Here is a 23,099-nt window from a genome sequence, read left to right as displayed (position 1 = left end):
CATGCTCGTCAAATATGTAAAAAAAGGTGGCGACTTGTGAACTTTGTCCTGTTGGGAAGAAGCACCCGGGTAGCGATCGAAGTGCTGCAGGCCATTCGTAGTTTCAGCCAAGGGGACTGCTTGGTCGCGGGCGATGAGGCCAGCCGGCCACTGCGCTGGTCAACGCATTGCTCCAGGCATGTCATGATCGAATTGGGCGGCAGCGGAGACGATGAATTTGTAACCATGATCAATGGTTTGGCTGCGAGGAATTCAGAGACCGTGCTGATACCGTTCGATTGCGACGGCATCCGCATGGCCAACCGCGTACAAGGCCGGCTGCAGGTCAAAACGGTTCCGGTGCCCGACGTGGCCACGCTCGATTTGCTGGAAGACAAATGGTCTTTTCACGCGTTTTGCAGCCAACACGCGCTGCCCGTGCCGCTGACGCGTTTCGTCGGCACCAAAGAGGCGGTGGACTTTGACGCCGTTGCCGCCGAATTCGGCCTGCCCTTCGTGCTCAAGCCCACTAACTGGTCGGGCTCGCTGGGGGTTCAGATCGTCACCAGCCGGTCGCAGTTCGAGCAGGACATTTTGGGCGATGCACGCTACGTGTTTGACACCTTGGTCGTGCAGCAATTCATCGAGGGCGAGGACGCCTGCCTGAGCGTGCTGGCCAACCGCGGCCGTTTGCTGGCCCTCGCCATTCAGCGGTTCGTTCTTAACCGGATCGAGTTCATGCCCAACGCCGGGCTGGAAGTCATCGCCAGCCAAATCTGCCGCGACAGCGTTTATCACGGCGTCATGAATCTCGACGTGCGGATTGAAAAGGACACTGGGAAGCTATTTTTGATCGAGGCGAATCCGCGCTTTTATGCCTCGCTCACCGCCGCGGTGTTTTGCGGGCTGAATTTTGTCGCCGAAAGTCTTGACCCCCCCGACGAGGTGAGCGAGCCCAAACGCCTCGTGGCTGGCCACTTCGACAAGCGTCACCCGCTGCTCACGCCGTCGTTATGGCCGCGCCTGCTGCTCGAACTGGGTGCGCGCGGCCGCTTGCTCAGGGCCAAGGCCTTCGATCTGTTCACCTTCGGCATGCTGCTTCGGCAACTGCCGTCAATGCCGCTGCGACTGGCGCGACGCAGTGCCGCGCTGGTCTTCAGGCCGCGTCATCCACGGCCAGCAGGGGTTGGTAGCACTGCCGACAAGGACGGTGCAAGTTGAAGTAGAAATGACTGTCGCGCCTGTAGAACGTGCGCCAGCAGCTATATTGTTGGTAGCAAAAAATTTCAGCCGGCAGCGGCCACCGCATCCACGTCGATCTTTTCCAGAAAGCCCGAACGCTCCATTACGGCCTTGGGCTGGGCATTCAGGCCGGCCAGCCTGAGGCGGCCGCCGCGCAGCACAATGGTTTTGTGCAACTGCTCAAGCACGTCCAGGCCGGAGGTGTCGAGCGCCTACAGCGACTACAGATCCAGCCGCACCACCAGAGCCTGCGGCGCGCTTTCGACGATGTTGACAATTGGGTCGAGCTTGGCCACCGCGCCAAAAAACAGCGAGCCGTAAAGCTGAAAACTCGCCGCGTCCGCGCTGCGCGACACCTCAACCACCTGAAACAGCGAGCTCATGCGCCGCGCGAACAGCACCCAGGCCAGCATCAGCCCGACCTGCAGAGCCACGGTCAGGTCAAAAATCACCGTGAGATGCGGCAGGCTGTTCAGTGAAAATGGGCGGCTCAGGGCTTGTCGGAGTCCGGCAGCACCGCGTCGGCGGTGGCCCCGACGGCTTTGCCGGCAATGCGCACGGTGCCAATCGCCGCATCGGCGACCAGCCCCACGGTGCCGACCGCCACCGAGGCCACGGTGCTGGCGACTGCCACCACGGCGCAAGCTTGCAGAGTCAGGCCGGCCAGCGCGATCAGAGCGATCAAACAGGCGCGGCGGCGTGGAAATAAAGGCATAGCTTCTTCTTCTATGTGATGGCAGGAAATTCTGATGACGACCTGCGATCAGTGGATACGCATGCCAGGCATCGCGCCCGGCAGCGGTTCCAGCACGTAAATGCCGGGCTGGGCCTTTTCATCGGCGTGGCTGGCCGCCAGCACCATGCCTTCGCTGATGCCGAATTTCATCTTGCGCGGTGCCAGGTTGGCCACCAGCACCGTGTGTTTGCCGATCAGGTCTTCGGGTTTGTAGGCGGAGGCAATGCCGCTGAAGACATTGCGCAGTTTGCCCTCACCCGCGTCCAGCGTCATGCGCAGCAGCTTGGTCGAACCCTCCACCGCTTCGCAGTTGACGATTTTGGCGATGCGCAGGTCGATTTTGGCGAAGTCGTCGATATTGATGGTGGGGGCGATGTCTTCGCCGCCGGGCCGCCCCAAGGCGGAGTCAGCCCCCTCGGGGGGCAGGAAGGACGCGCCAGCGTCTACCGTGGGGGCTAAATTCCTTTCGCCGCCGGGCCGCCCCAAGGCGGAGTCAGCCCCCTCGGGGGGCAGGAAGGACGCGCCAGCGCCTACCGTGGGGGTTGAATTCTTCCCGCCGCCAGGCGCTATGCTTTCGATAGCTGCTTGCGCAGGCGCTGCCTCGGCTGGAGGCTCAAACAGTGCATCAAGCTGTTTCACATCGACGCGCTGCAACAGGTGGGTATAGGGCTTGATGACATGACCGGCAGGCAGTTTGACAAGTGCCGAGTCCCACTTCTGGACATCGACACCCAGCCAGTCGCTGACCTGAGCTGCCAGGCGCGGCAGGATGGGCGCGAGTAAAACGGTCAAGTCCTTGAAGAGACCGATTGCAGTGGTACAGACCATATGCAGTTCCGCATCGCGCGCGACATCCTTGGCGATCAGCCAGGGCGCTTTTTGGTCTACATACTGATTCACCTGATCGGCCAGGTTCATGATGGTTCGAGTTGCTTTGGCGAATTCGCGGCTCTCGTAAAAGTCTTTGACTTCGTTCAACGCCGAGGAGGCCAGCTTGTAAAGCAAGTGGGCCTGGGGGTCCTCTTCGCCTAAGCGACCGGCAAATCGTTTCGTGATGAAACCCGCCGAGCGCGAGGCAATGTTGACATATTTGCCAATCAAGTCGCTGTTGACTCGCGCCATGAAGTCATCGGCATTGAAGTCAATGTCCTCATTGCGCGCATTGAGCTTGGCGGCCAGGTAGTAACGCAGCCATTCCGGGTTCATGCCCAGGCTCAGGTATTTGAGCGGGTCCAGCCCGGTGCCGCGGCTCTTGCTCATCTTTTCGCCGTTGTTCACCGTCAAAAAACCGTGCACAAAAATGTTGTCGGGCGTTTTGCGGCCGCTGAAGTGCAGCATGGCGGGCCAGAACAGGGTGTGAAAGGTGACGATGTCCTTGCCGATGAAGTGGTACTGCTGCAGACGCGGGTCGGCCATGTAGGCGTCGTAGTCTTCGCCACGCCGGTCCAGCAGATTCTTCAGCGAAGCCAGGTAGCCGACAGGCGCATCGAGCCAGACATAAAAATACTTGCCCGGCGCGTCGGGGATTTCGATACCGAAATAGGGCGCATCGCGGCTGATGTCCCAGTCGCCCAGGCCTTCGCTGGTCGTGCCGTCGGCGTTGGTGCGCACTGAAAACCACTCCTTGACCTTGTTGGCGACCTCGGGCTGCAACTTGCCGTCTTGCGTCCAGGCCTGCAAAAATTCGACGCAGCGCGGGTCAGACAGCCTAAAAAAGAAGTGTTCCGAGCTTTTCAGCACCGGTACCGCACCCGACAGCGCCGAATAGGGGTTGATCAGGTCAGTAGGCGCATAGACCGCGCCGCAGACCTCGCAGTTGTCGCCGTACTGGTCTTTGGCGCCGCACTTGGGGCATTGGCCCTTGATGTAGCGGTCAGGCAAAAACATGTTCTTTTCGGGGTCGAAGAACTGTTCTATGGTTTTGCTTTCGACCAGGCCGGCCTTTTTCAGATCCAGGTAGATCAGCCGCGCCAGCTGATGGTTTTCCGGCGAATCGGTCGAACTCCAGTTGTCAAATTTGATGTGAAAGCCGTCCAGATAGGGCGTGCGGCTGGCAGCGATGTCGGCGACAAACTGCTGCGGCGTTTTTCCGGCTTTTTCGGCGGCAATCATGATGGGCGCACCGTGGGCATCGTCGGCGCCGACAAAATTTACCGCATGGCCCTGCATGCGTTGAAAGCGCACCCAGATGTCGGCCTGGATGTATTCCATGATGTGGCCAATGTGGAAATTGCCGTTGGCGTAGGGCAGGGCGGTGGTAACGAAAAGGCGGCGCTGGGACATAAAAAGGGCTTTTAAAAGGCTTTAAGAAGGCTGGGCGGCTTCACGTGGAGTAAGGAGACTGAGCGGCGATTTTATGTCGCGCCAAGGCAGGCCGCACCCAGCAGCCAACGCCCCCGCAATACCCTGCACGCTTAAGGTCCGTGCTGCGGCGTTAGACTTAATGGCCGCCGCTGGCAGACGTGTCTGCTGAAGACACCTAAAACGCAGTCGTGCCGACTGCCCGATCTACCTGGAGAATTTTTCAATGGCCCTAGAGCAACAGACGCAACAACAGGCAGTTTTAAATGCCGTGCAAACCGTGTTGGACCCCAATACGGGCAAAGATTTTGTGACCAGCAAGGCGCTGAAAAACCTGCAGATCAGCGGCGGCGACGTGTCGTTTGACGTGGAACTCGGTTACCCCGCCAAAAGCCAGATTGCCGGGCTGCGCAAGGCGCTGATCGCGGCGGCCAAGGGCGTGGCCGGTGTTGACAACGTGTCGGTCAATGTCAGCGTCAAGATCGCCAGCCACAGTGTGCAGCGCGGCGTGCAACTGCTGCCGCATGTGAAAAATATCATTGCCGTGGCTTCCGGCAAAGGCGGTGTCGGCAAGAGCACCACCGCCGTCAATTTGGCGCTGGCCTTGGCCGCAGAAGGCGCCAGCGTGGGTTTGCTGGACGCCGACATTTACGGCCCCAGTCTGCCCATGATGATGGGCATTGAAGGCCGGCCCGAGAGCGTCGACGGCAAAAACATGGAGCCGATGGAAAACTTCGGCATTCAGGTCATGTCCATCGGTTTTTTGGTGGCGCAAGACGAAGCCATGATCTGGCGCGGCCCCATGGCCACCCAGGCGCTGGAGCAACTGCTGCGCCAGACCAACTGGAAAGACCTCGATTACCTGATCGTCGACATGCCGCCCGGCACCGGCGACATCCAGCTCACGCTAAGCCAGCGCGTGCCCATGACGGGCGCCGTGATCGTCACGACGCCGCAGGACATCGCACTGCTGGACGCCAAAAAAGGCATCAAGATGTTCGAAAAAGTCGGCGTGCCGATTCTGGGAATTGTTGAAAACATGGCGGTGCATGTGTGCAGCCAGTGCGGCCATACCGAGCACATTTTTGGCGCCGATGGCGGCAAAAAAATGGCGGCTGACTACCACATGGACTACCTCGGCGCACTGCCGCTGGACATGCAGATCCGGCTGCAGGCCGACAACGGCCGGCCTACCGTGGTGGCCGACCCTGACGGCGACGTGGCGGCCATCTACAAGGCGGTGGCGCGCAAGATGGCGATCACGGTGGCGGCGAAGGCGAAAGACTTCTCGGCCAAGTTCCCGACCATCACGGTTTCCAAAAACACGTGAGGCCAGGCCAGGCGCCGGTCAGGACCAGGTGCTAGGGCCATCCGCATGAACCTGCTGACCTCGCTGCGCTACCTGGTCGCGTTAGCCGAGCACCGGCATTTTGCGCGTGCTGCCGAGTCTTGCCATATCACGCAGCCGGCGTTGTCCAACGCCTTGCGGGCGCTGGAAAAGGAGTTGGGCACCTCCATCGTCAAGCGTGCCCGTAGCTACGCCGGCCTGACGCCCGAAGGCGAGCGCGTGCTGGTCACAGCCCAGCGCATGCTGCATGAACACGCCTTGCTGCAGCAAGAGCTGGCCAGCCGTGCCGGGCAACCCAGGGGCCGCTTGCAGCTGGGCGTGGTGCCGACGGCGGTACCGGTGGCAGCGCGTTTTGCCGCGATGCTGCAGGCCACGCATCCGGGGATTGCCCCGGTGGTACGCACCCTGAGTTCGCAAGACATTGAAGAGGGGCTGGAAAACCTCTCGCTTGACATGGCGCTGGGCTTTACCGATCGACTGAAAAAGGGCGGACCGCTGGCGGTGCTTCCACAGTATGCAGAGCATTACTTTCTGGTGCGTCGTCTTGAACAACCGGCGCGCGCAAGCAAAGCTGAACTGCAACTGGGCGCGGCCATGCCTTGGGCTGACGCCGCGCAGTTGCCGTTGTGCTTGCTGACGCCAGAAATGCACAACCGCAGCATCGTTGACCGGGCTTTTTCTAAAGCCGGCGCCGTGGTCACGCCTGTCATGGAAACCAATTCGGTGTTGACGCTCGCCCTGAGCGTGCTGGCCGGCGATGTCTGCAGCGTGCTGCCCGGCGCCATGGTGGGCGCGATTCGCGGCCAAGGCGAGCTTGAAGCCTTGCCGCTGGTCGAGCCGGAAATGGTGACGGCCATCGGCTTCATGCACCTCGCCAAAAACAGCGCGTCACGCGTATTGGAGGCGGCGCTGGCGCTGGCGAACGACGAGCGCTGGCTGCAGCATGCGGCGCAGCACAGCGGATCGCTCAAACCTTGAGTGACGCGCTTGCTGTTCGATGCGTTTCGAATCAAGTGCCGCTCCACAACATGCCGCTCCTTACCCGACGCCTGCGCTGCGCTGTCTGCCTGCGCGCGCAAAGCAGCTGTATCTGCCAGTGGATTACGCCGGTGGCCCACCGGGTTGAGGTGGTGCTGTTGCAGCATCCGCTGGAAGTGGCCCATGCCAAGGGCAGTGCGCGGCTGTTGCACCTGAGCTTGCCGCACAGCGCCCTGGCAGTTGGTGAAGTGTTTGCCGAGGTGGTATTGCAGGCGCTGATCAGCGCGCCGCTCGATTCACAGACGCCCCCGCCCAAATACACCATTTTGCTGTACCCGGATTCGCCGCCAAACCAGGCCCAGGCGCTGGGCCTGGCCGCGCCGCCCGCGCTGGCGTCGGAGCGCCTGCGGGAGCCGTCGGAGCTTCGCCTGATCGTGCTGGACGGCACCTGGCGCAAGAGCCGAAAAATGCTTTACCTCAACCCGCTGCTGCAGCATTTGCCACGACTGACGCTGCGTGACCTGCCGGCCTCCGGCTACCGCATTCGCAAGGCCCACAAACCCGACCAGCTGTCGACGCTGGAGGCCACTTGTGCGGCGCTGGCACAGCTGGAAGGCGATGCCGAGCGGTTTGCGCCCTTGCTGCGGGCATTTGACGGCTTTGTCGCGCAGCAGTCGGCTTATCGGGTTTAGGCTGCGCCACTGCCTGCGCGATTGTCTGCGGGGGCCAACCTGTCACCGCAATGCATGGCAAGCGCGTTATAAAAAGCGCCACAAAATTACTACCAGTTAAATCCAATGAAAATTTACAAAACCCTGGTCGGGCTTGGCCTGGCCGTGCTGCTGGGAGCTTGCGGAGGCGGCGGTGAAAGTGGCGGCGCCGTTCAGTTGGTTGCCGGCCGCACGTCCGTTTCAGCGATCGATGATCTGACAGCGGCGCCCGGAACCGCTGCTTCGACGCAGGGCTCGACGCTGTGCGGCTTTGATGTGGGGGCCAAAAAATTGCAAGGTTCGGTTTCTGCTGTTCATGATGGAGACACCGTGAAGCTGAATGCTGCTGGCGTCGTCCACAAAATCCGGCTGGACGGCATCGATGCGCCGGAGTTGGCGCAAGCGTTTGGCAGCCTGTCGCAATCCACCCTGGCCAGCGCCGTGCTGGGAAAAACCGTGCAGGTAGCCTATTCCCAGACCGATCAGTACGGCAGGATTGTTGGCGCGGTGTTCACGGCCGGTTGCGATTACGTCAACTTGAAGCAGGTGGCTTCGGGCATGGCCTGGTTTTACCGAGCCTACCAGTGTGAATTGAGCGCACCTTTGCGCGCGCAGTTTGCGAAAGCCGAAGATGCGGCCGTCGCCAGCAAAACGGGGTTGTGGCTTGATGCCGACCCGACCGCTCCTTGGCTGTACCGAAACGGCGTAGATCCAGTGGCGCCGGCCTGCTCCAGCGCTTCATCGGTCTGGACCGGCAACCCGGCGCCGCTTTCGGGCAGTTCGAGCGCATCGACTGGCACCGTCGTGTCCAGTAATTGCTTCCAGATATGGGTAAACCCTTACACGCGCAGCAACGGTACACACGTCAACGGCTACTGGCGCGACAGCGCAGGATGCGCTTGATTTCACTTTTAATTCCTCTACGTCCAGGGTCATTCACCGATTGAATCAGCCCATACAGCAATTCAATTTGACGCGCAGACCCCTGCGGCGCACAGTGCGGCATGAATCCATCCAGCCAGCATTCCAGCATGAAGGTCGTCGCCGTCGCCACGGTTGACGAGTTGCGCGAGCGCATTCGCCGAAAAAGCAAACTCAAGGGCCGCCAGGCCGACGATGCATCCCTCGTCGAGGTACGCGCGCTGATCGGCCTGCGGCCAGCTGATGGCCATAGACGCGACTTGCTGATCGAGCACCTGCACCAGCTCAACGACGTTTACCGTTGCCTGCATGACCGCCATCTGGTAGCGCTGGCCAGGGAGATGAAAATTCCCATGGCCGAAGTGTTCGAGGTGGCGACCTTTTATCACCACTTTGAAGTGGTCAAGGGCGATGCGAATGGCGACGGCAAGACCCCTGGTCTGACTGTGCGGATATGCGACGGGCTGGCCTGCGAAATGGCCGGTGCACAGGATTTGCTGGCGCGCTTGCCCGCGTTATTGGGCAATAGCGACGTGCGTGTGGTCGCCGCGCCCTGCATTGGCCGCTGCGAACAGGCACCGGCTGCGGCCGTGCACCAGCGCGCCGTGCCTTTTGCCACGCTGGACTCCCTTCAAGTCGTTATTTCAGAGCAAAATATGCCTGCAGCCCAGGTGGTACGGGCGCAAGCAGCTATCAATTTTGTAGCATCCGAGTTTGCCGAGCGGGCCATTCCCGGGCAGCTTGCCCGGCTGGACAGCGCTGCGCCGGTACACACCAGCTACCAGACTTACCGCGCGCACGGCGGCTATGCCCTGGCCGCCAGGCTGGGCAACGGTGAAGACGAGGCCGAGCGCGTCCTCAAGTCCATGGAAGATTCTGGCCTTCGCGGCCTGGGCGGCGCCGGCTTCCCGGCGGGACGCAAATGGCGCATCGTGCGCGCCCAGCCGGCGCCGCGCGTGATGGCCGTCAACATCGACGAGGGCGAACCCGGCACCTTCAAAGACCGCGTCTATCTGGAGCGCGACCCGCACCGCTTTCTGGATGGCCTCTTGATTGCCGCGCAGGTGGTAGGCGTTGAGGCTTGCTACATCTACTTGCGCGATGAATACCATGACTGCCGCGCGATTTTGGAGGCAGAGCTTGCGCTGCTGCGCGCCGACCCGCCCTGCCGCCTGCCGCTGATCGAGCTGCGGCGCGGCGCCGGTGCCTACATTTGCGGCGAAGAGTCCGCCATGATCGAAAGCATTGAAGGCAAGCGCGGCGAGCCCCGCATGCGCCCGCCCTACATCGCCGAAGTGGGGCTGTTTGGCCGGCCAACGCTGGAGCACAACTTCGAAACCCTCTACTGGGTGCGCGACATCCTTGAAAAAGGCCCGAACTGGTTTGCCGGCTTTGGCCGCAACGGCCGCAAAGGCCTGCGCTCTTTCAGCGTCAGCGGGCGTGTCAAGCAACCGGGTGTCAAGCTGGCACCCGCCGGCATCACGCTGCAACAGCTGGTGGACGAGTATTGCGGCGGCATGGCCAAAGGTCACCAGCTGTATGCCTACCTGCCGGGCGGCGCTTCGGGCGGTATTTTGCCAGCCAGCATGAGCAACATTCCGCTCGACTTTGACACGCTGCAGCCCCATGGCTGTTTCATCGGATCGGCGGCCGTGATTGTGCTGGGCCACAAGGACAGAGCCAGAGACGCGGCACTCAATGTGATGCGGTTTTTTGCCGAAGAAAGCTGCGGCCAGTGCACGCCGTGCCGCGTCGGCACCGTCAAGGCGGCCAAGCTGATGGAAGCAAAGGTCTGGGACGGGCAAACACTGGACGACCTGGCGCAGGTGATGGGCGATGCGTCGATCTGCGGCCTGGGACAGGCGGCGCCCAATCCGATTCGCAGTATTCACAAATATTTTCCGCATGAAGTCGGTGAAACACCTTGGACTGGCGCCTTGCCGCCACCGGGCGAGCCCGCAGTGACCGAACACGCCGTTAACGGCGAAGCACGAGGAAACGCACCATGAACGCACCGTCACGCCTGGCTGAGGTCACGCCGCAAACCATTGAATTCAAACTCGATGGAAAAACCGTTCACGCCTTTGAGGGCGAAACCATTTTCAAGGTGGCTGAGCGCCACGGCATAGCCATTCCGCACCTTTGCTACAAAGATGGTTACCGGGCCGACGGCAACTGCCGCGCCTGCGTGGTCGAGGTCAAGGGTGAACGGGTGCTGGCACCGAGCTGCTGCCGCAGCGCCACGGCTGGCATGGAGGTGCAGGCAAGCAGCGAGCGCGCGCTGAAAAGCCAGCAGATGGTGCTGGAGATGCTGCTGTCGGACATGCCCGATACCGGCTACAAATGGAATGAAGCGGACGAGTCGCTGCAGCACGGCGAGTTGAGCGAGTGGGCTGATCGCCTGAAGGTGTCGGTGCGCCCGCAGCTCAAGACCCTGCGCCGCGAGCAGCCCAGGGCGGATATTTCACACCCCGCCATGGCCGTCAACCTGGACGCCTGCATCCAGTGCAACCGCTGCGTACGCGCTTGCCGTGAAGAGCAGGTCAACGGCGTGATTGGTTATGCCATGCGCGGCTCGCACAGCGAGATCGTGTTTGACCTGAACGACGCCATGGGCGAGAGCAGCTGCGTGGCCTGCGGTGAATGCGTGCAGGCCTGCCCGACCGGCGCGCTCATGCCAAAGACCCAGATCGGCTCGCAAATAGTCGATAGGAAGGTCGATTCGGTTTGCCCGTTTTGCGGCGTCGGCTGCCTTGTCACGTACAACGTCAAGGACAACAGAATCGTCAGTGTGGACGGACGTGATGGGCCGGCCAACCACTCGCGGCTGTGCGTCAAGGGGCGCTTTGGCTTTGACTATGCCCACAGCCCGCAGCGCCTGACCAAGCCGCTGATTCGCAAGACGGGCATTGCCAAAGACCCCGAGGCCTTGCGGCATCTGAACCGCGATAGCGGCGACTGGTCGGACGTGTTCCGTGAAGCCAGCTGGGAAGAAGCGCTGGCGCTGACCACTGGCGCGCTGAAAGGCCTGCGCGATACGCAAGGCAAAAAATCGCTCGCTGGTTTTGGTTCAGCCAAGGGCAGCAATGAAGAGGCCTACCTGTTCCAGAAGCTGGTGCGTACCGGCTTTGGCAACAACAACGTGGACCATTGCACCCGCCTGTGCCACGCATCGAGCGTGGCGGCGCTGCTTGAAGGCGTCGGTTCCGGTGCGGTCAGCAACCAGGTCAATGACGTGGCTCATTCGGACCTGATTTTCGTCATCGGCTCCAACCCCACCGCGAACCACCCGGTGGCCGCGACCTGGATGAAGAACGCCGCAAAAAATGGCGCAAAAATCGTGCTGGCGGACCCGCGCATCACCGAACTGGGCCAACACGCCTGGCGCACGCTGCAGTTCAAGGCCGACACCGACGTAGCCATGCTCAACGCGCTGATTTACGCGGTGATTGACGAAGGTCTTGCCGATCTGGACTTCATCAATAAGCGCGCCAGCAACTACGAAGCCTTGAGAGAAAACATCAAGGGCTACAGCCCCGAGGCGATGGCGCCGATTTGCGGCATTGCGGCGCAAACCCTGCGTGAAGTGGCGCGTGAATTTGCCAAGGCCAGGGGCGCGATGATTTTGTGGGGCATGGGGATTAGCCAGCATGTGCATGGCACCGACAATGCCCGTTGCCTGATCGCCCTGGCCACCGTGACCGGGCAGATTGGCAAGCCCGGTTCGGGCCTGCATCCGCTGCGTGGCCAAAACAACGTGCAGGGCGCCAGCGATGCCGGCATGATTCCCATGATGTTTCCCAACTACCAGCGCGTGACCGACAACGCTGCGCATGCGTGGTTTGAGGATTTCTGGAAGATGCCGCTCGATGAGAAACCCGGCTACACCGTGGTCGAGATCATGCACAAAATACTGGCGCCCGAAAGTGACCCGCACAAGATTCGCGGCATGTACATCATGGGTGAAAACCCCGCCATGAGCGACCCTGACCTGAACCACGCGCGCCACGCGCTGGCCAGCCTGGAGCACTTGGTGGTGCAGGATATTTTTATGACCGAAACCGCCTGGTTGGCCGATGTGGTGCTGCCCGCCACGGCCTGGCCCGAGAAAACCGGCACGGTTACCAACACCGACCGCATGGTGCAACTGGGCAAGCAGGCGGTCGAGGCTCCGGGCGACGCCAAACCCGATCTGTGGATTGTTCAACAGCTGGCCCTTGGGATGGGTTTGAACTGGAATTACAGCGGTCCGGATGAGGGCGTGGCCGCCGTTTACGAAGAAATGCGCCAAGCCATGCACACGTCGATCTCGGGCATCACCTGGGAGCGCCTGCAGCGCGAATCCAGTGTGACCTATCCTTGCCTGAGCGCGGACGACCCGGGCGCGCCGACAGTGTTCATCGACCGTTTTGACACCGCAGACGGCCGGGTCAATTTGGTGCCGGCCGACATCATTCCGGCCAACGAACGCCCCGATGCCGACTATCCCTTCGTGCTGATCACCGGGCGCCAGCTGGAGCATTGGCACACCGGCAGCATGACGCGCCGTGCCAGCGTGCTCGATGCGATCGAGCCGATGGCAACCGCTTCGATGTGTGGCGCTGACATGCTGGCCCTTGGCCTGGCGGCGGGCGATGTCATCACGGTGCAGTCGCGTCGCGGTGAGGTCGCCATTCACCTGCGCCGCGACGACGGCACGCCGCAAGGCGCCGTGTTTGTCCCCTTTGCCTATTACGAGGCCGCCGCCAACCTGATGACCAACGCTGCGCTGGACCCTGTCGGGAAGATCCCCGAGTTCAAGTACTGCGCGGTGGCGGTTCGCCGGGGCGGTGAGCCTGCCGTGGCGGCGGGTTATGGAACGGCGGCGCTTACCAGCCAGCACTAAGCTGGTGGCGGGTTGACAAAAAGGCCCTTCCGCGTGTGGGCATGCAGGGCGCCGTACACTGCCGGCATGTCTGATTTTCTGCTGCATTCGCCCGCTCCCGACGCGGCCTTTCATCGGCCGTTTGTCAGGGTGGCGGTCGTCATGCGGCGCGAGCACATTGACAACCGCTGGCAGCCCTGGCGCTGGGTGCTGGCCGACATCGTGCCCCATGAAGACGGTTTTGGCGCGCTGCCGCGCCTGCTGCTCAAGGATGAACGCGAAGAACGCTGGTTGCACCCGGGCTTCACGGTTGAGTTGTTTGCCGACGATGCGGAAGGTTACTACCTCAACGTCACGACGCAGCAACCTTGTTTCTGGGTGGTCTGGCGCATGGAAGAAGAGGCCGCGTTGGCCGACGAACCCATCGCCGTGCCGCAGATTGTGACGCTGAGCTACCACGCCGCCGGCCGCTGGCTGGACGCGCAGGAAAACGTAGAGCAGGTGCCCGCGGGGCCGCAGGTGGTGCAGTGGCTGCAGGCGTTTGTCGATGAGCACCATGTGCTGGAGGCCAAACGCCGGCAGCGCCCGCAAAGCTTCAAGACCCTGCAAGACCGTTTTGGCAACCCGGCGCGCGTCAGCACCGACAAAGATTTTTTAGGTCCGCGCCGTGGTTGAAGAAGCCCGTGGTTTTTTGGGCCGTTGGGCGCGCCGCAAAACGGACGCCTTGCAGGGAACGCCTTTGGACGAGCCGGTGGCGCTGCCGAAAACTGGCGCGGTTATTGGCACGGGGGGCGAGGCTGCGCTTTCGGCGCCGGCAGAAGTTACGCCCGTCGCTGCGCCATCGCCCGGAACTGCTGCTGACGCCGACGCCGACGGAGCGGAACTATCGAAAAAACCGGCGTTGTCACTTGACGACGTGAAACTGCTCACAAAAGATTCTGATTTCAGGCCCTTCATGACCAGCGATGTCGGGCCCGAGGTGCGCAACGCTGCGATGAAGAAGCTGTTTGCCGATCCGCACTTCAATGTGATGGACGGGCTGGACATCTACATTGACGACTATTCAAAATCCGATCCCATCCCCGAGTCCATGCTCAGGCAAATGGCCAGTGCAAAGTTTCTCAAGCTATTCGATGAAGATGAGGAGGAGGGAAAAGATGGAGAAGCGAGAGAGGAGAGAGAGGAGAGAGAGGAGAGAGAGGAGAGAGAAGAGGGCGGTACGGTAGCCGCAAAAAATGGCACTACCAACGATAAAGAAGACGCTGCGTCGCGGGAAAGTGCGAATATCGCCGACGTCCAAAGCGTGGCACAGTTCAGTGAAAATCCTGATCTTTCCGGTCAAAACCTCAGCAGCTCCCCCCATTCCAGCCAAGCCGCGCCATTGCCTGACGCCGCTGCCAGCTCACAAGACCATGCCCACTCTCATTTGCAACTGCAACCAGACCATGCCGCTCCAGCCCCAGACCTTGGGCGCGGCACTTGACGAAAACCTGACGCTGCATTCGGCGCTGTGCCGGCGTGAAGCGGGCGCTTTCCAGAAGGCGATTCTGTCGGGCGATGATGTTGTCGTCGCCTGTACCCAGGAAAAGCGCCTATTTTCTGAACTGGCGCAGCAGACCGAAGGCGCCACTTCGGTTATCAAATTCGTCAATATCCGGGAAATTGGCGGATGGAGCAAAGACGCCGCCAAGGCCAGCCCAAAAATTGCGGCATTGCTGGCGGTAGCGCATCTGCCGGACGCCGAACCGGTGCCGACGGTCACTTACAAAAGCGCGGGCCGCCTGCTGATCATCGGCCCGCTCGATGCGGCCGAGCGGGCTGCCGGGTTGCTGTCGGACACACTCGATGTCACGCTATTCAGCCTAGGGGCCGGTCGTGACGGCGGTTTGCAGGAGCGGCGTTACCCGGTGCTGACAGGGCAGATCCAGCAGCTGACCGGGTGGCTAGGCGCGTTTGATCTGAAGTGGACGCGCAACAACCCGATTGACCTCGACTTGTGCACGCGCTGCAATGCCTGTCTGGCCGCCTGTCCCGAAGGCGCAATCGGTTTTGACTATCAAATTGACCTCGACTTGTGCAAGTCCCACCGGGCTTGCGTGAAGGCGTGTGGTGCTGCCGGAGCGATTGATTTCAGTCGTCAGCCAGAGGCGCTGAACGAGACCTTTGATCTGGTGCTCGATCTGCGTGCCACGCCAGCCTTCACGCAGCATGCCCTGCCGCAGGGCTACTTCCGCTGGGATGGTCAGGACAACCGCACGCTGCTGCAACTTCGCTCGCTGGTCGGCGAGTTCGAGAAACCAAAGTTTTTTGTCTACAAGCAAAAGCTGTGTGCCCACAGCCGCAACGAAAAAATCGGCTGCAACGCCTGTATCGATGTGTGTTCGGCTTCGGCCATCAGCAGCGAGAAGGGGCGCCAGCAAATCAAGGTCAACCCGCAACTGTGCGTGGGCTGCGGGGCCTGTACCACGGTTTGTCCCAGCGGCGCACTGACCTTTGCCTACCCGCGTGCTGCCGAACAGGGTACAAAAATCAAGACCCTGCTGGCCAGCTATGCCAGCGCCGGCGGCAGGCAGGCTGCACTGTTGTTGCACAGCCAGGAAGAGGGCGTGCGCCTGCTCGGTGATCTGGGCCGCGCGGCCCGGCTTGATCCGGCCACCCACGGCGTGCCGGCGCGCGTGCTGCCGCTGGCCTTGTGGCATACCGCCTCGACCGGCCTGGAACTGTGGCTGTCGGCCGTGGCCTATGGCGCCTCGCAGGTGTGGCTGCTCATGACGGACGAGGAAGCGCCCCAGTACCGCGACGCCGTGCAGGCGCAGATGGATGTGGCGCAGGCCATCCTCAGCGGCCTGGGTTACCAAGGGGAGCATTTCCGTATTTTTCACGCCAGGGATGCGCGCGATCTGGCCGCGCTGGATACCGCATTGCAAGCCGCCCCGGCCCAAGGCGTGACCAAGGCAGCAGGCTTTGCCGTGCAGGCCGACAAGCGCGTCACGCTGGAGCTGGCACTCGATCACCTGGTGACGCAAGGGCGGTCGCAACCCGAGCTGATCGTGCTTCCGGCCACCGGCTCGCCGCTCGGTGCGCTGGCCATCAACAAGGATGCTTGCACCCTGTGCCTGAGCTGCGTGAGTGCCTGCCCGGCCAGCGCCCTGCAGGACAACCCGGAGCGCCCCCAGCTCAAATTTATCGAGAAAAATTGCGTTCAGTGCGGCTTGTGCGTCAAAACCTGCCCCGAGAAGGCGCTCTCGCTGGTGCCGCAATTCAGGCTCACGGCGCAGCGCAGGGAAGCGACCGTGCTCAACGAAATGCAGCCCTATGCCTGCATACGCTGCAGCAAACCCTTTGGGACCCTCAAGGCGATCGAGTCCATGCTGGGCAAGCTGGCTGGGCATGCCATGTTCCAGGGGGCGGCGGCCGAGCGCCTCAAGATGTGCGGTGATTGCCGGGTCATCGACATTTACTCCGCAGACAATGAACTCAAGATCACCGATATTCGCTAACCATGCTGCAAGCCCAACTCATAACCTCGACCCTCGATGAAGAAACCGCACGCGCCGAGGTCTACGGTCTGCTGGCCGCGCTTTTCTATGCGGCTCCGTCGGCCGAGTTGCATGAAAACCTGCGCGTTGCCGTGACCGAGGCGCCTGCCGCAGGCGCCTTGCTGGAAAGTTCGTGGGGAGAACTGGTGGCTGCCGCGCGCGAGCGGAATCTGGCAGACATAGGCCAGGAATATGACGTCCTGTTCGGTGGCATCGGCAAGCCCGAGGTCTACCTTTTCGGCTCTCACTATCTCAGCGGATTCCTTAACGAAAAGCCGCTGGCGGCCTTGCGTCACGACATTGCGGCGCTAGGCCTGGGGCGCGATGAGGCCATGCCGGAAACAGAAGACCACGTCGCCTACCTGTGCGAGGTCATGCGCTACCTGATCGCCGGGGATGATGTGGAAGTGGCCAACCTGACGCGCCAGCGCGAATTTTTTACGCGGCATCTGCAGACCTGGCTGCCAACGATGTGCGAGGTGCTTATGCAGCATCCAAAAGCCGGTTTTTACCGTGCACTCGCCGTTTTTGCGCAGGCCTTTATCAACATTGAAGCACAGGGCTTTGACATGCTGGCGTGAAACCTTGCGAGTGCTCCCCCATAATTCGCGCGTCGAGCGTTTTCAAAACGTTGCAAGAAGCGCTACTCAGACAATAGGTTTACATATCGTTTTCCCTTAATCTGGGTATTTGGGTTGTACGAGGCAGTGCGAAAAATGTCGCGCTGACGTACAGTATCTTGAGAGTTGTACATCTATTCAGCAAGCTTCCTTGGAGATCAAGAATGCAGGACAGCCAGCCAAAACCCTCGCGAAGAGGCTTCTTTTTCGGTGCAGCCGCCGTTAGTGCAGCTGCTGCGGCGATAGTGGCCTTGCCCGGTGCCCAAGCACCTGAAGCCGCACTTTCCGAGCCCAAACCGGCGCCCGAAAATGGCGGTGGTTACAGCCTGACGGAACACGTCAAGCACTACTACAGAACCACACGCATTTAATCCGTTCCCGTTTTCATTCTTGCGGAGGGCCTCATGCTGCTCACGAAAAAATCTCACGATCTCCCTAGCAGTCCCGCACATCGCGCCGGCTCATCACGCTTCGTACAAAGTCTTGCGCGCGGCCTGTCCAATGCGCTGCCTACCATGGACCGGCGCGCATTTTTGCGGCGCTCCGGCCTGGGTGTGGGTGTCGGCTTGGCGGCTACCCAGTTAACGCTGGTGAAAAAGGCCAAGGCTGCAGCGTCAGGCGATGGGAACCGCAATGGAAAAATAGAAGTCAAGCGGACTGTCTGCACTCATTGCTCGGTCGGTTGCGCAGTCGATGCAGTGGTTGAAAATGGCATCTGGATCCGCCAGGAACCGGTGTTTGATTCACCCATCAACCTCGGTGCGCATTGCGCCAAAGGTGCCGCCTTGCGTGAACACGGCCATGGCGAGTTCCGCCTGCGCTACCCCATGAAGCTGGTGAACGGCAAATACGAGCGCATTAACTGGGACACCGCACTCAATGAAATTTCCGCGCGGATGCTCGAATTGCGCAAGGCCAGCGGCCCCGATTCGGTGTACGTGATTGGCTCTTCCAAACACAACAACGAGCAAGCCTACCTGCTGCGCAAGTGGATGAGCTTCTGGGGCAGCAACAACTGCGACCACCAGGCGCGCATCTGCCATTCGACCACGGTGGCTGGAGTTGCCAACACCTGGGGTTATGGTGCCATGACCAATTCCTACAACGACATGCAAAACAGCAAGTGCGCGTTGTACATCGGCTCCAACGCTGCCGAGGCGCATCCGGTGAGCATGCTGCACATGCTGCATGCCAAGGAAACCGGCTGCAAGATGATTGTGGTCGACCCCCGCTTTACGCGCACGGCAGCCAAGTCCGACGAATATATCCGCATCCGGTCGGGCTCCGACATTCCCTTTCTGTTTGGCATGCTGTACCACATCTTCAAGAATGGCTGGGAAGACACCAAGTACATCAACGACCGCGTCTACGGCATGGACAAGGTCAAGGAAGATGTTCTGGCCAAGTGGACGCCCGACAAAGTCGAGGAAGCCTGCGGCGTGCCCGAGGCCCGCGTCTATCTGGCCGCTGAAATGATGGCAAAAAACAGGCCGTCAACCATCGTCTGGTGCATGGGCCAGACCCAGCACACCACTGGCAATGCGATTGTTCGTGCCTCCTGCATCCTGCAGCTCGCGCTCGGCAACATCGGCGTATCCGGTGGGGGCGCCAATATTTTCCGCGGCCACGACAACGTGCAGGGCGCGACTGACGTCGGCCCCAACCCCGATTCTCTGCCGGGTTACTACGGCTTGGCTGAAGGATCTTGGAAACATTTTGCCAAGACCTGGGGTGTTGACTTTGACTGGATCAAGGGGCGCTACGCCTCGCCCGCGATGATGGGCAAGCCCGGTATCACCGTCTCGCGCTGGATCGACGGCGTGATGGAGAAAAACGAATTTATCGACCAGGACTCCAACCTGCGCGCCGTCGTCTTCTGGGGCCATGCACCCAATTCCCAGACCCGCGGCCTGGAAATGAAGCGCGCCATGGATAAGCTCGATCTGCTGGTTGTCATAGACCCCTACCCATCGGCAACAGCGGCTATGGCGGCGATGCCGGGCAAGGCGGAAGACCGCAACGCGAACCGCGCTGTGTACCTGCTGCCGGCGGCCACCCAGTTCGAGACCAGCGGCTCGGTTACGGCGTCCAACCGTTCCCTGCAGTGGCGCGAAAAAGTCATTGAGCCACTCTGGGAAAGCCGCAGCGATCACATGATCATGCACCAGCTGGCCGAAAAACTGGGCTTCGCCAAAGAGCTCTCCAAAAACTACAAGATGCAGAAGGTCAAGGGGATGGACGAACCCATGCCCGAAGACATCCTGCGCGAGATCAACAAGACTTGCTGGACTATCGGCTACACCGGCCAAAGCCCGGAGCGCTTGAAGGCGCATATGCGCAACATGCATTTGTTCGATGTCAAGACCCTTAAGTCCAGGGGCGGCAAGGACAAGGAAACCGGCTACGACACAACCGGCGACTATTTTGGTTTGCCTTGGCCGTGTTACGGCACGCCGGAACTCAAACACCCCGGTTCACCCAACCTCTATGACACCTCCAAACATGTCATGGAAGGGGGCGGCAACTTCCGCGCCAACTTCGGCGTGGAGCGCGAGGGCAAGAGCCTGCTAGCTGAAGATGGCTCTTTCTCCATGGGCGCTGATATCACCACGGGCTATCCCGAATTTGACCACTTGCTGGTGAAAAAGCTCGGCTGGTGGGACGAATTGACCGACGCTGAAAAAACCGCAGCCGAAGGTAAAAACTGGAAGACTGATTCGTCTGGCGGCCTTATCCGTGTGGTCATGAAAAACCATGGTTGTCATCCGTTTGGCAATGCCAAGGCGCGCGCCGTGGTGTGGAATTTCCCGGATGCGATCCCGCAGCACCGCGAGCCCTTGTACGGCAACCGTGCCGATTTGATGGCCAAATACCCGACGCACGACGACAAGAAAACCTTCTGGCGCCTGCCCACGCTGTACAAAACCCTCCAGCAGAAAAATATCGTCGACAAGGTGCATGAAAAGTTTCCGTTGATCCTGACCTCAGGTCGTCTGGTCGAGTACGAAGGCGGCGGCGAGGAAACCCGGTCCAACCCCTGGCTGGCCGAATTGCAACAGGAAATGTTTATCGAGATCAATCCCAAGGTCGCGGCCGAAAAAGGTATTCGCAATGGCGAACGAGCCTGGGTCAGTTCGCCTACTGGCGCGCGTCTGAATGTGCAGGCGATGGTGACGGAACGCGTTGGTCCCGACACCGTGTTCATGCCGTTTCACTTCTCGGGGCACTGGCAGGGCGCTGACATGCTGGCCTATTATCCCAACGGCGCAGCGCCGGTGGTGCGCGGCGAAGCCATCAATACTGCAACCACCTATGGTTATGACAGCGTGACGATGATGCAGGAAACCAAGACGACGGTCTGCAACGTCGAGAGGGCATAAGGAAAATACCATGGCACGCATGAAATTTGTTTGTGACGCAGAACGCTGCATTGAATGCAACGGTTGCGTCACCGCCTGTAAAAACGAAAACGAAGTTCCGTGGGGTGTCAACCGCCGCCGTGTGGTAACGCTCAACGACGGCGTACCGGGTGAGAAATCGATCTCGGTGGCCTGCATGCACTGCAGCGACGCGCCGTGCATGGCCGTCTGTCCCGTCAACTGCTTTTACCGCACCGACGAAGGTGTGGTTTTGCACGACAAGGACATCTGCATCGGCTGTGGCTACTGCGCCTATGCCTGCCCTTTTGGCGCGCCGCAGTTTCCAGCATCCGGCACCTTCGGTGTGCGCGGCAAGATGGACAAATGCACCTTCTGTGCCGGTGGCCCTGAAGTCAACGGCAGCCAAGCCGAATTTGAAAAATACGGCCGCAACCGGCTGGCGGAAGGCAAGTTGCCCGCCTGTGCCGAAATGTGTTCCACCAAGGCTTTGCTGGCCGGTGACGGCGATGTCGTCGCCGACATCTTCCGCAACCGCGTGGTGGTGCGCGGCAAGGGCGCCGAGGTTTGGGGTTGGGGAACGGCCTATGGCTCCAAGCAGGCTGGACAGCCGCAAGCAGGAGCCAAATCATGATGCGGCTTGCGCTGGCTGCTTTGGCGGTCATGGCCTTGGCGGCCTGCGGCGAAAGACCGCAAACGGCCAGCGCTGGCAAAAGCGACGTGAGCGCTTTCAAGGGAGCCGACAACCAGTTTGTGGTGCCGGGCTGGAAACCGGGTGACAAAACCAGCTGGGAGCAAGGGCTGAAGGCCCGCGCGCAGAACACCCAGAACGAATATTCCAAGGCGAAGTGACCAGGAGCCAGTATGCAACGTGCACGCTTAGCTATATTTTTAATAGCGTTTGGTTTGGCTGGATGGGCCGGAGCGCAGACCTCGGCGGCCCAACCGGCGGCACCGGCCCAGTCATCGGGCGTCGTCACGCCGGCGCCTGCGGCAACTGGCGGCATTCAGGGCCAAAATATTTTTGACGTGGCGCCGGACGCCAGCAGCGAGCCCAACTATGCCAAGCAAAGCAATGGCGAGCGCGCCAAGGTTCAGCCCGGTAACAACGCCCCCATGTGGCGCCAGATCGGCCAAGGCATTACCGGCTACAGCAGCCTTCCGAAAAGCCAGGCGCCAGAAGCGGGTAATTTGATCCAGTCTTTCGTGCAGTACCCGGGTTCACGCCTGACCAACGCCGGCGAGGCTTGGCGGCAGGTTCGCAACAACTGGTTGATTCCCTACGGCGGGGCGTTTTTACTGATCGTGCTGGGTGCGATCGCCTTGTTTTACCTGACCAAAGGCCGCATCATGCTGCACGGCTCCGAAACCGGCCGCAAGATCGAGCGTTTCACACCCTTTGAGCGTTCGGCCCATTGGGCCAATGCCATTGCGTTCAGCATTCTGGCCATTTCTGGCCTCGTGATGGCCTTTGGCAAGTTCTTTTTGTTGCCGGTCATGGGCAGCACGCTTTTTGGCTGGCTCGCCTATGCCCTTAAAAATATGCACAACTTCGCGGGACCGCTGTTTGCCGTGTCGCTGGTGATCGTCATTTTCACTTTTGCGCGCGACAACCTGCCCAGCCGTGGTGACGTGAACTGGCTTCTCAAGGGCGGCGGTCTGATGTCTGGCAAGGAGGTACCATCGCATCGTTTCAACGCCGGAGAAAAGCTGATTTTCTGGGGTGGCGTGCTGTTTCTTGGCTTGGTCGTAGTGGCCTCCGGCCTGGTTCTAAATCATCTGGTGCCTGGTCTAATCTATGAACGCAGCACCATGCAAATCGCCAATATGGTCCATGGCGTGGCAACCACGCTGATGGTGGCCATGTTCATCGCGCATATTTACATTGGCACGCTGGGAATGGAGGGCGCTTACGGCGGGATGAGAACCGGCTATGTCGACGAAACCTGGGCCAAGGAACACCACGAATTCTGGTATGACGATGTGAAGGCTGGCCATATTCCGGCCCAGCGCTCGCAGCCCGCGGCACCCAGTCAAACCGTACAGGCATGAAAAGCGAGAATTCCATGAGAAAATGTTTTCGACTTTTGACGCTTAGCCTGCTTGCGAGCAGCTCTTTGCTGGCGCTTGCCAAGCTTCCCCCACCCAGCGCCGAAGAAAAGGCCAAGGCTCCTGAGGCTGCCGCCAAGGCGGCCTGGGCCGGCAAGGTCGATGCTTATCAATTGTGCAAGTCGCAGGACAAAGTTGCGGCCAGCTACTACACCACCGCCAAGGCAGCAGGCAAGGAAACCAAGCCCGCAGCTGCTGCGCCTGCTTGCGCTGACCCGGGTACTTTTGCCTATGCAGCAGCGCCGGCTGAAGTCGCCAAGCCGATTGAGGCAGCGGGTGCACATTCGCCTGCGACAACGGCTGCCAACCCGCCCAGCAGCTTGCAGCCTGATGCCGTGGTCAATCCGGCCAATCCTGCCAAAAAACTCTAAGACA

At 60.7% G+C, this 23,099-nt stretch carries 20 protein-coding genes and 1 pseudogene; 17 read left to right on the top strand and 4 right to left on the bottom strand.

Annotated features, from left to right (window positions below; translation table 11 throughout):
• The first annotated feature begins 36 nt into the window (after window positions 1–36).
• Window positions 37–1,200, top strand: a complete 1,164-nt coding sequence (locus tag HHJ18_RS07285; protein ID WP_296913303.1) for an ATP-grasp domain-containing protein — start codon at window positions 37–39, stop codon at window positions 1,198–1,200.
• A gap of 65 nt (window positions 1,201–1,265) precedes the next feature.
• Here the strand turns inward: HHJ18_RS07285 and HHJ18_RS07280 are convergent.
• The 4 genes and pseudogenes from HHJ18_RS07280 to metG form a co-directional block, all read right to left on the bottom strand.
• Window positions 1,266–1,418: pseudogene (locus tag HHJ18_RS07280) on the bottom strand (STAS domain-containing protein); the annotation flags it as partial.
• 24 nt (window positions 1,419–1,442) lie between these two features.
• Window positions 1,443–1,673 carry a hypothetical protein gene (locus HHJ18_RS07275; RefSeq protein ID WP_296913300.1) on the bottom strand — a complete coding sequence of 77 codons (231 nt, stop codon included), beginning with the start codon at window positions 1,671–1,673 and terminating at the stop codon, window positions 1,443–1,445.
• Window positions 1,674–1,711: 38 nt separating this feature from the next.
• Window positions 1,712–1,936: a hypothetical protein gene (locus tag HHJ18_RS07270; protein ID WP_296913298.1), complete on the bottom strand. Its 225-nt coding sequence runs from the start codon at window positions 1,934–1,936 to the stop codon at window positions 1,712–1,714.
• Between the two features lie 48 nt (window positions 1,937–1,984).
• On the bottom strand, window positions 1,985–4,240 hold the full coding sequence (gene metG, locus HHJ18_RS07265; protein ID WP_296913295.1) for a methionine--tRNA ligase: 2,256 nt from the start codon (window positions 4,238–4,240) through the stop codon (window positions 1,985–1,987).
• Between the two features lie 244 nt (window positions 4,241–4,484).
• On the opposite strand from metG, the gene apbC reads away from it, so the two are divergent.
• The 16 genes from apbC to HHJ18_RS07185 all read left to right on the top strand — a co-directional run bounded on the left by apbC (window position 4,485) and on the right by HHJ18_RS07185 (window position 23,095).
• Entirely contained in the window at window positions 4,485–5,588 is a 1,104-nt protein-coding gene (gene apbC / locus HHJ18_RS07260) for an iron-sulfur cluster carrier protein ApbC (RefSeq protein WP_296913291.1), read from the top strand.
• Between the two features lie 45 nt (window positions 5,589–5,633).
• The gene (locus tag HHJ18_RS07255) at window positions 5,634–6,584 is read left to right on the top strand and encodes a LysR substrate-binding domain-containing protein (RefSeq protein WP_296913289.1); all 951 of its coding nucleotides are present in this window, start codon (window positions 5,634–5,636) and stop codon (window positions 6,582–6,584) included.
• A gap of 50 nt (window positions 6,585–6,634) precedes the next feature.
• Window positions 6,635–7,276, top strand: coding sequence for a tRNA-uridine aminocarboxypropyltransferase (locus HHJ18_RS07250; protein ID WP_296913288.1), 642 nt, complete (start codon window positions 6,635–6,637; stop codon window positions 7,274–7,276).
• A gap of 105 nt (window positions 7,277–7,381) precedes the next feature.
• Window positions 7,382–8,197 (top strand): thermonuclease family protein, encoded by an 816-nt coding sequence (locus tag HHJ18_RS07245; protein ID WP_296913286.1) that lies wholly within the window; start codon window positions 7,382–7,384, stop codon window positions 8,195–8,197.
• Window positions 8,198–8,298: 101 nt separating this feature from the next.
• The gene (locus tag HHJ18_RS07240; RefSeq protein WP_296913283.1) at window positions 8,299–10,224 is read left to right on the top strand and encodes an NADH-ubiquinone oxidoreductase-F iron-sulfur binding region domain-containing protein; all 1,926 of its coding nucleotides are present in this window, start codon (window positions 8,299–8,301) and stop codon (window positions 10,222–10,224) included.
• Entirely contained in the window at window positions 10,221–13,100 is a 2,880-nt protein-coding gene (fdhF, locus tag HHJ18_RS07235) for a formate dehydrogenase subunit alpha (RefSeq protein ID WP_296913282.1), read from the top strand. The genes HHJ18_RS07240 and fdhF overlap by 4 nt, the downstream gene beginning before the upstream one ends.
• Window positions 13,101–13,166: 66 nt before the next feature.
• The gene (locus tag HHJ18_RS07230; protein ID WP_296913280.1) at window positions 13,167–13,754 is read left to right on the top strand and encodes a DUF3305 domain-containing protein; all 588 of its coding nucleotides are present in this window, start codon (window positions 13,167–13,169) and stop codon (window positions 13,752–13,754) included.
• Window positions 13,747–14,562 (top strand): DUF3306 domain-containing protein, encoded by an 816-nt coding sequence (locus HHJ18_RS07225; RefSeq protein WP_296913277.1) that lies wholly within the window; start codon window positions 13,747–13,749, stop codon window positions 14,560–14,562. Before HHJ18_RS07230 ends, HHJ18_RS07225 begins: the two co-directional genes overlap by 8 nt.
• The gene (locus HHJ18_RS07220; protein WP_296913275.1) at window positions 14,492–16,579 is read left to right on the top strand and encodes a 4Fe-4S binding protein; all 2,088 of its coding nucleotides are present in this window, start codon (window positions 14,492–14,494) and stop codon (window positions 16,577–16,579) included. Before HHJ18_RS07225 ends, HHJ18_RS07220 begins: the two co-directional genes overlap by 71 nt.
• Before the next feature lie 2 nt (window positions 16,580–16,581).
• A complete protein-coding gene (locus tag HHJ18_RS07215) occupies window positions 16,582–17,199 on the top strand; it encodes a molecular chaperone TorD family protein (RefSeq protein WP_296913272.1) in 618 nt (205 codons plus the stop codon).
• 203 nt (window positions 17,200–17,402) lie between these two features.
• A complete protein-coding gene (locus tag HHJ18_RS07210; protein WP_296913269.1) occupies window positions 17,403–17,609 on the top strand; it encodes a formate dehydrogenase in 207 nt (68 codons plus the stop codon).
• Between the two features lie 33 nt (window positions 17,610–17,642).
• Window positions 17,643–20,618, top strand: a complete 2,976-nt coding sequence (locus HHJ18_RS07205) for a formate dehydrogenase subunit alpha (protein WP_296913266.1) — start codon at window positions 17,643–17,645, stop codon at window positions 20,616–20,618.
• A 10-nt stretch (window positions 20,619–20,628) separates the two neighbouring features.
• On the top strand, window positions 20,629–21,249 hold the full coding sequence (gene fdh3B, locus HHJ18_RS07200; RefSeq protein WP_296913264.1) for a formate dehydrogenase FDH3 subunit beta: 621 nt from the start codon (window positions 20,629–20,631) through the stop codon (window positions 21,247–21,249).
• Window positions 21,246–21,467 (top strand): hypothetical protein, encoded by a 222-nt coding sequence (locus HHJ18_RS07195; RefSeq protein WP_296913261.1) that lies wholly within the window; start codon window positions 21,246–21,248, stop codon window positions 21,465–21,467. The genes fdh3B and HHJ18_RS07195 overlap by 4 nt, the downstream gene beginning before the upstream one ends.
• Window positions 21,468–21,479: 12 nt before the next feature.
• Complete coding sequence (locus HHJ18_RS07190) at window positions 21,480–22,667, top strand: formate dehydrogenase subunit gamma (RefSeq protein ID WP_296913259.1); 1,188 nt, start codon at window positions 21,480–21,482, stop codon at window positions 22,665–22,667.
• Window positions 22,668–22,681: 14 nt separating this feature from the next.
• Complete coding sequence (locus HHJ18_RS07185; RefSeq protein ID WP_296913257.1) at window positions 22,682–23,095, top strand: hypothetical protein; 414 nt, start codon at window positions 22,682–22,684, stop codon at window positions 23,093–23,095.
• The last annotated feature ends 4 nt before the right edge of the window (window positions 23,096–23,099 follow it).

The organism is Polaromonas sp. (assembly GCF_012927455.1).
GTDB lineage: Bacteria > Pseudomonadota > Gammaproteobacteria > Burkholderiales > Burkholderiaceae_C > Polaromonas.
This window is presented reverse-complemented; position numbering and strand designations above follow the sequence as displayed.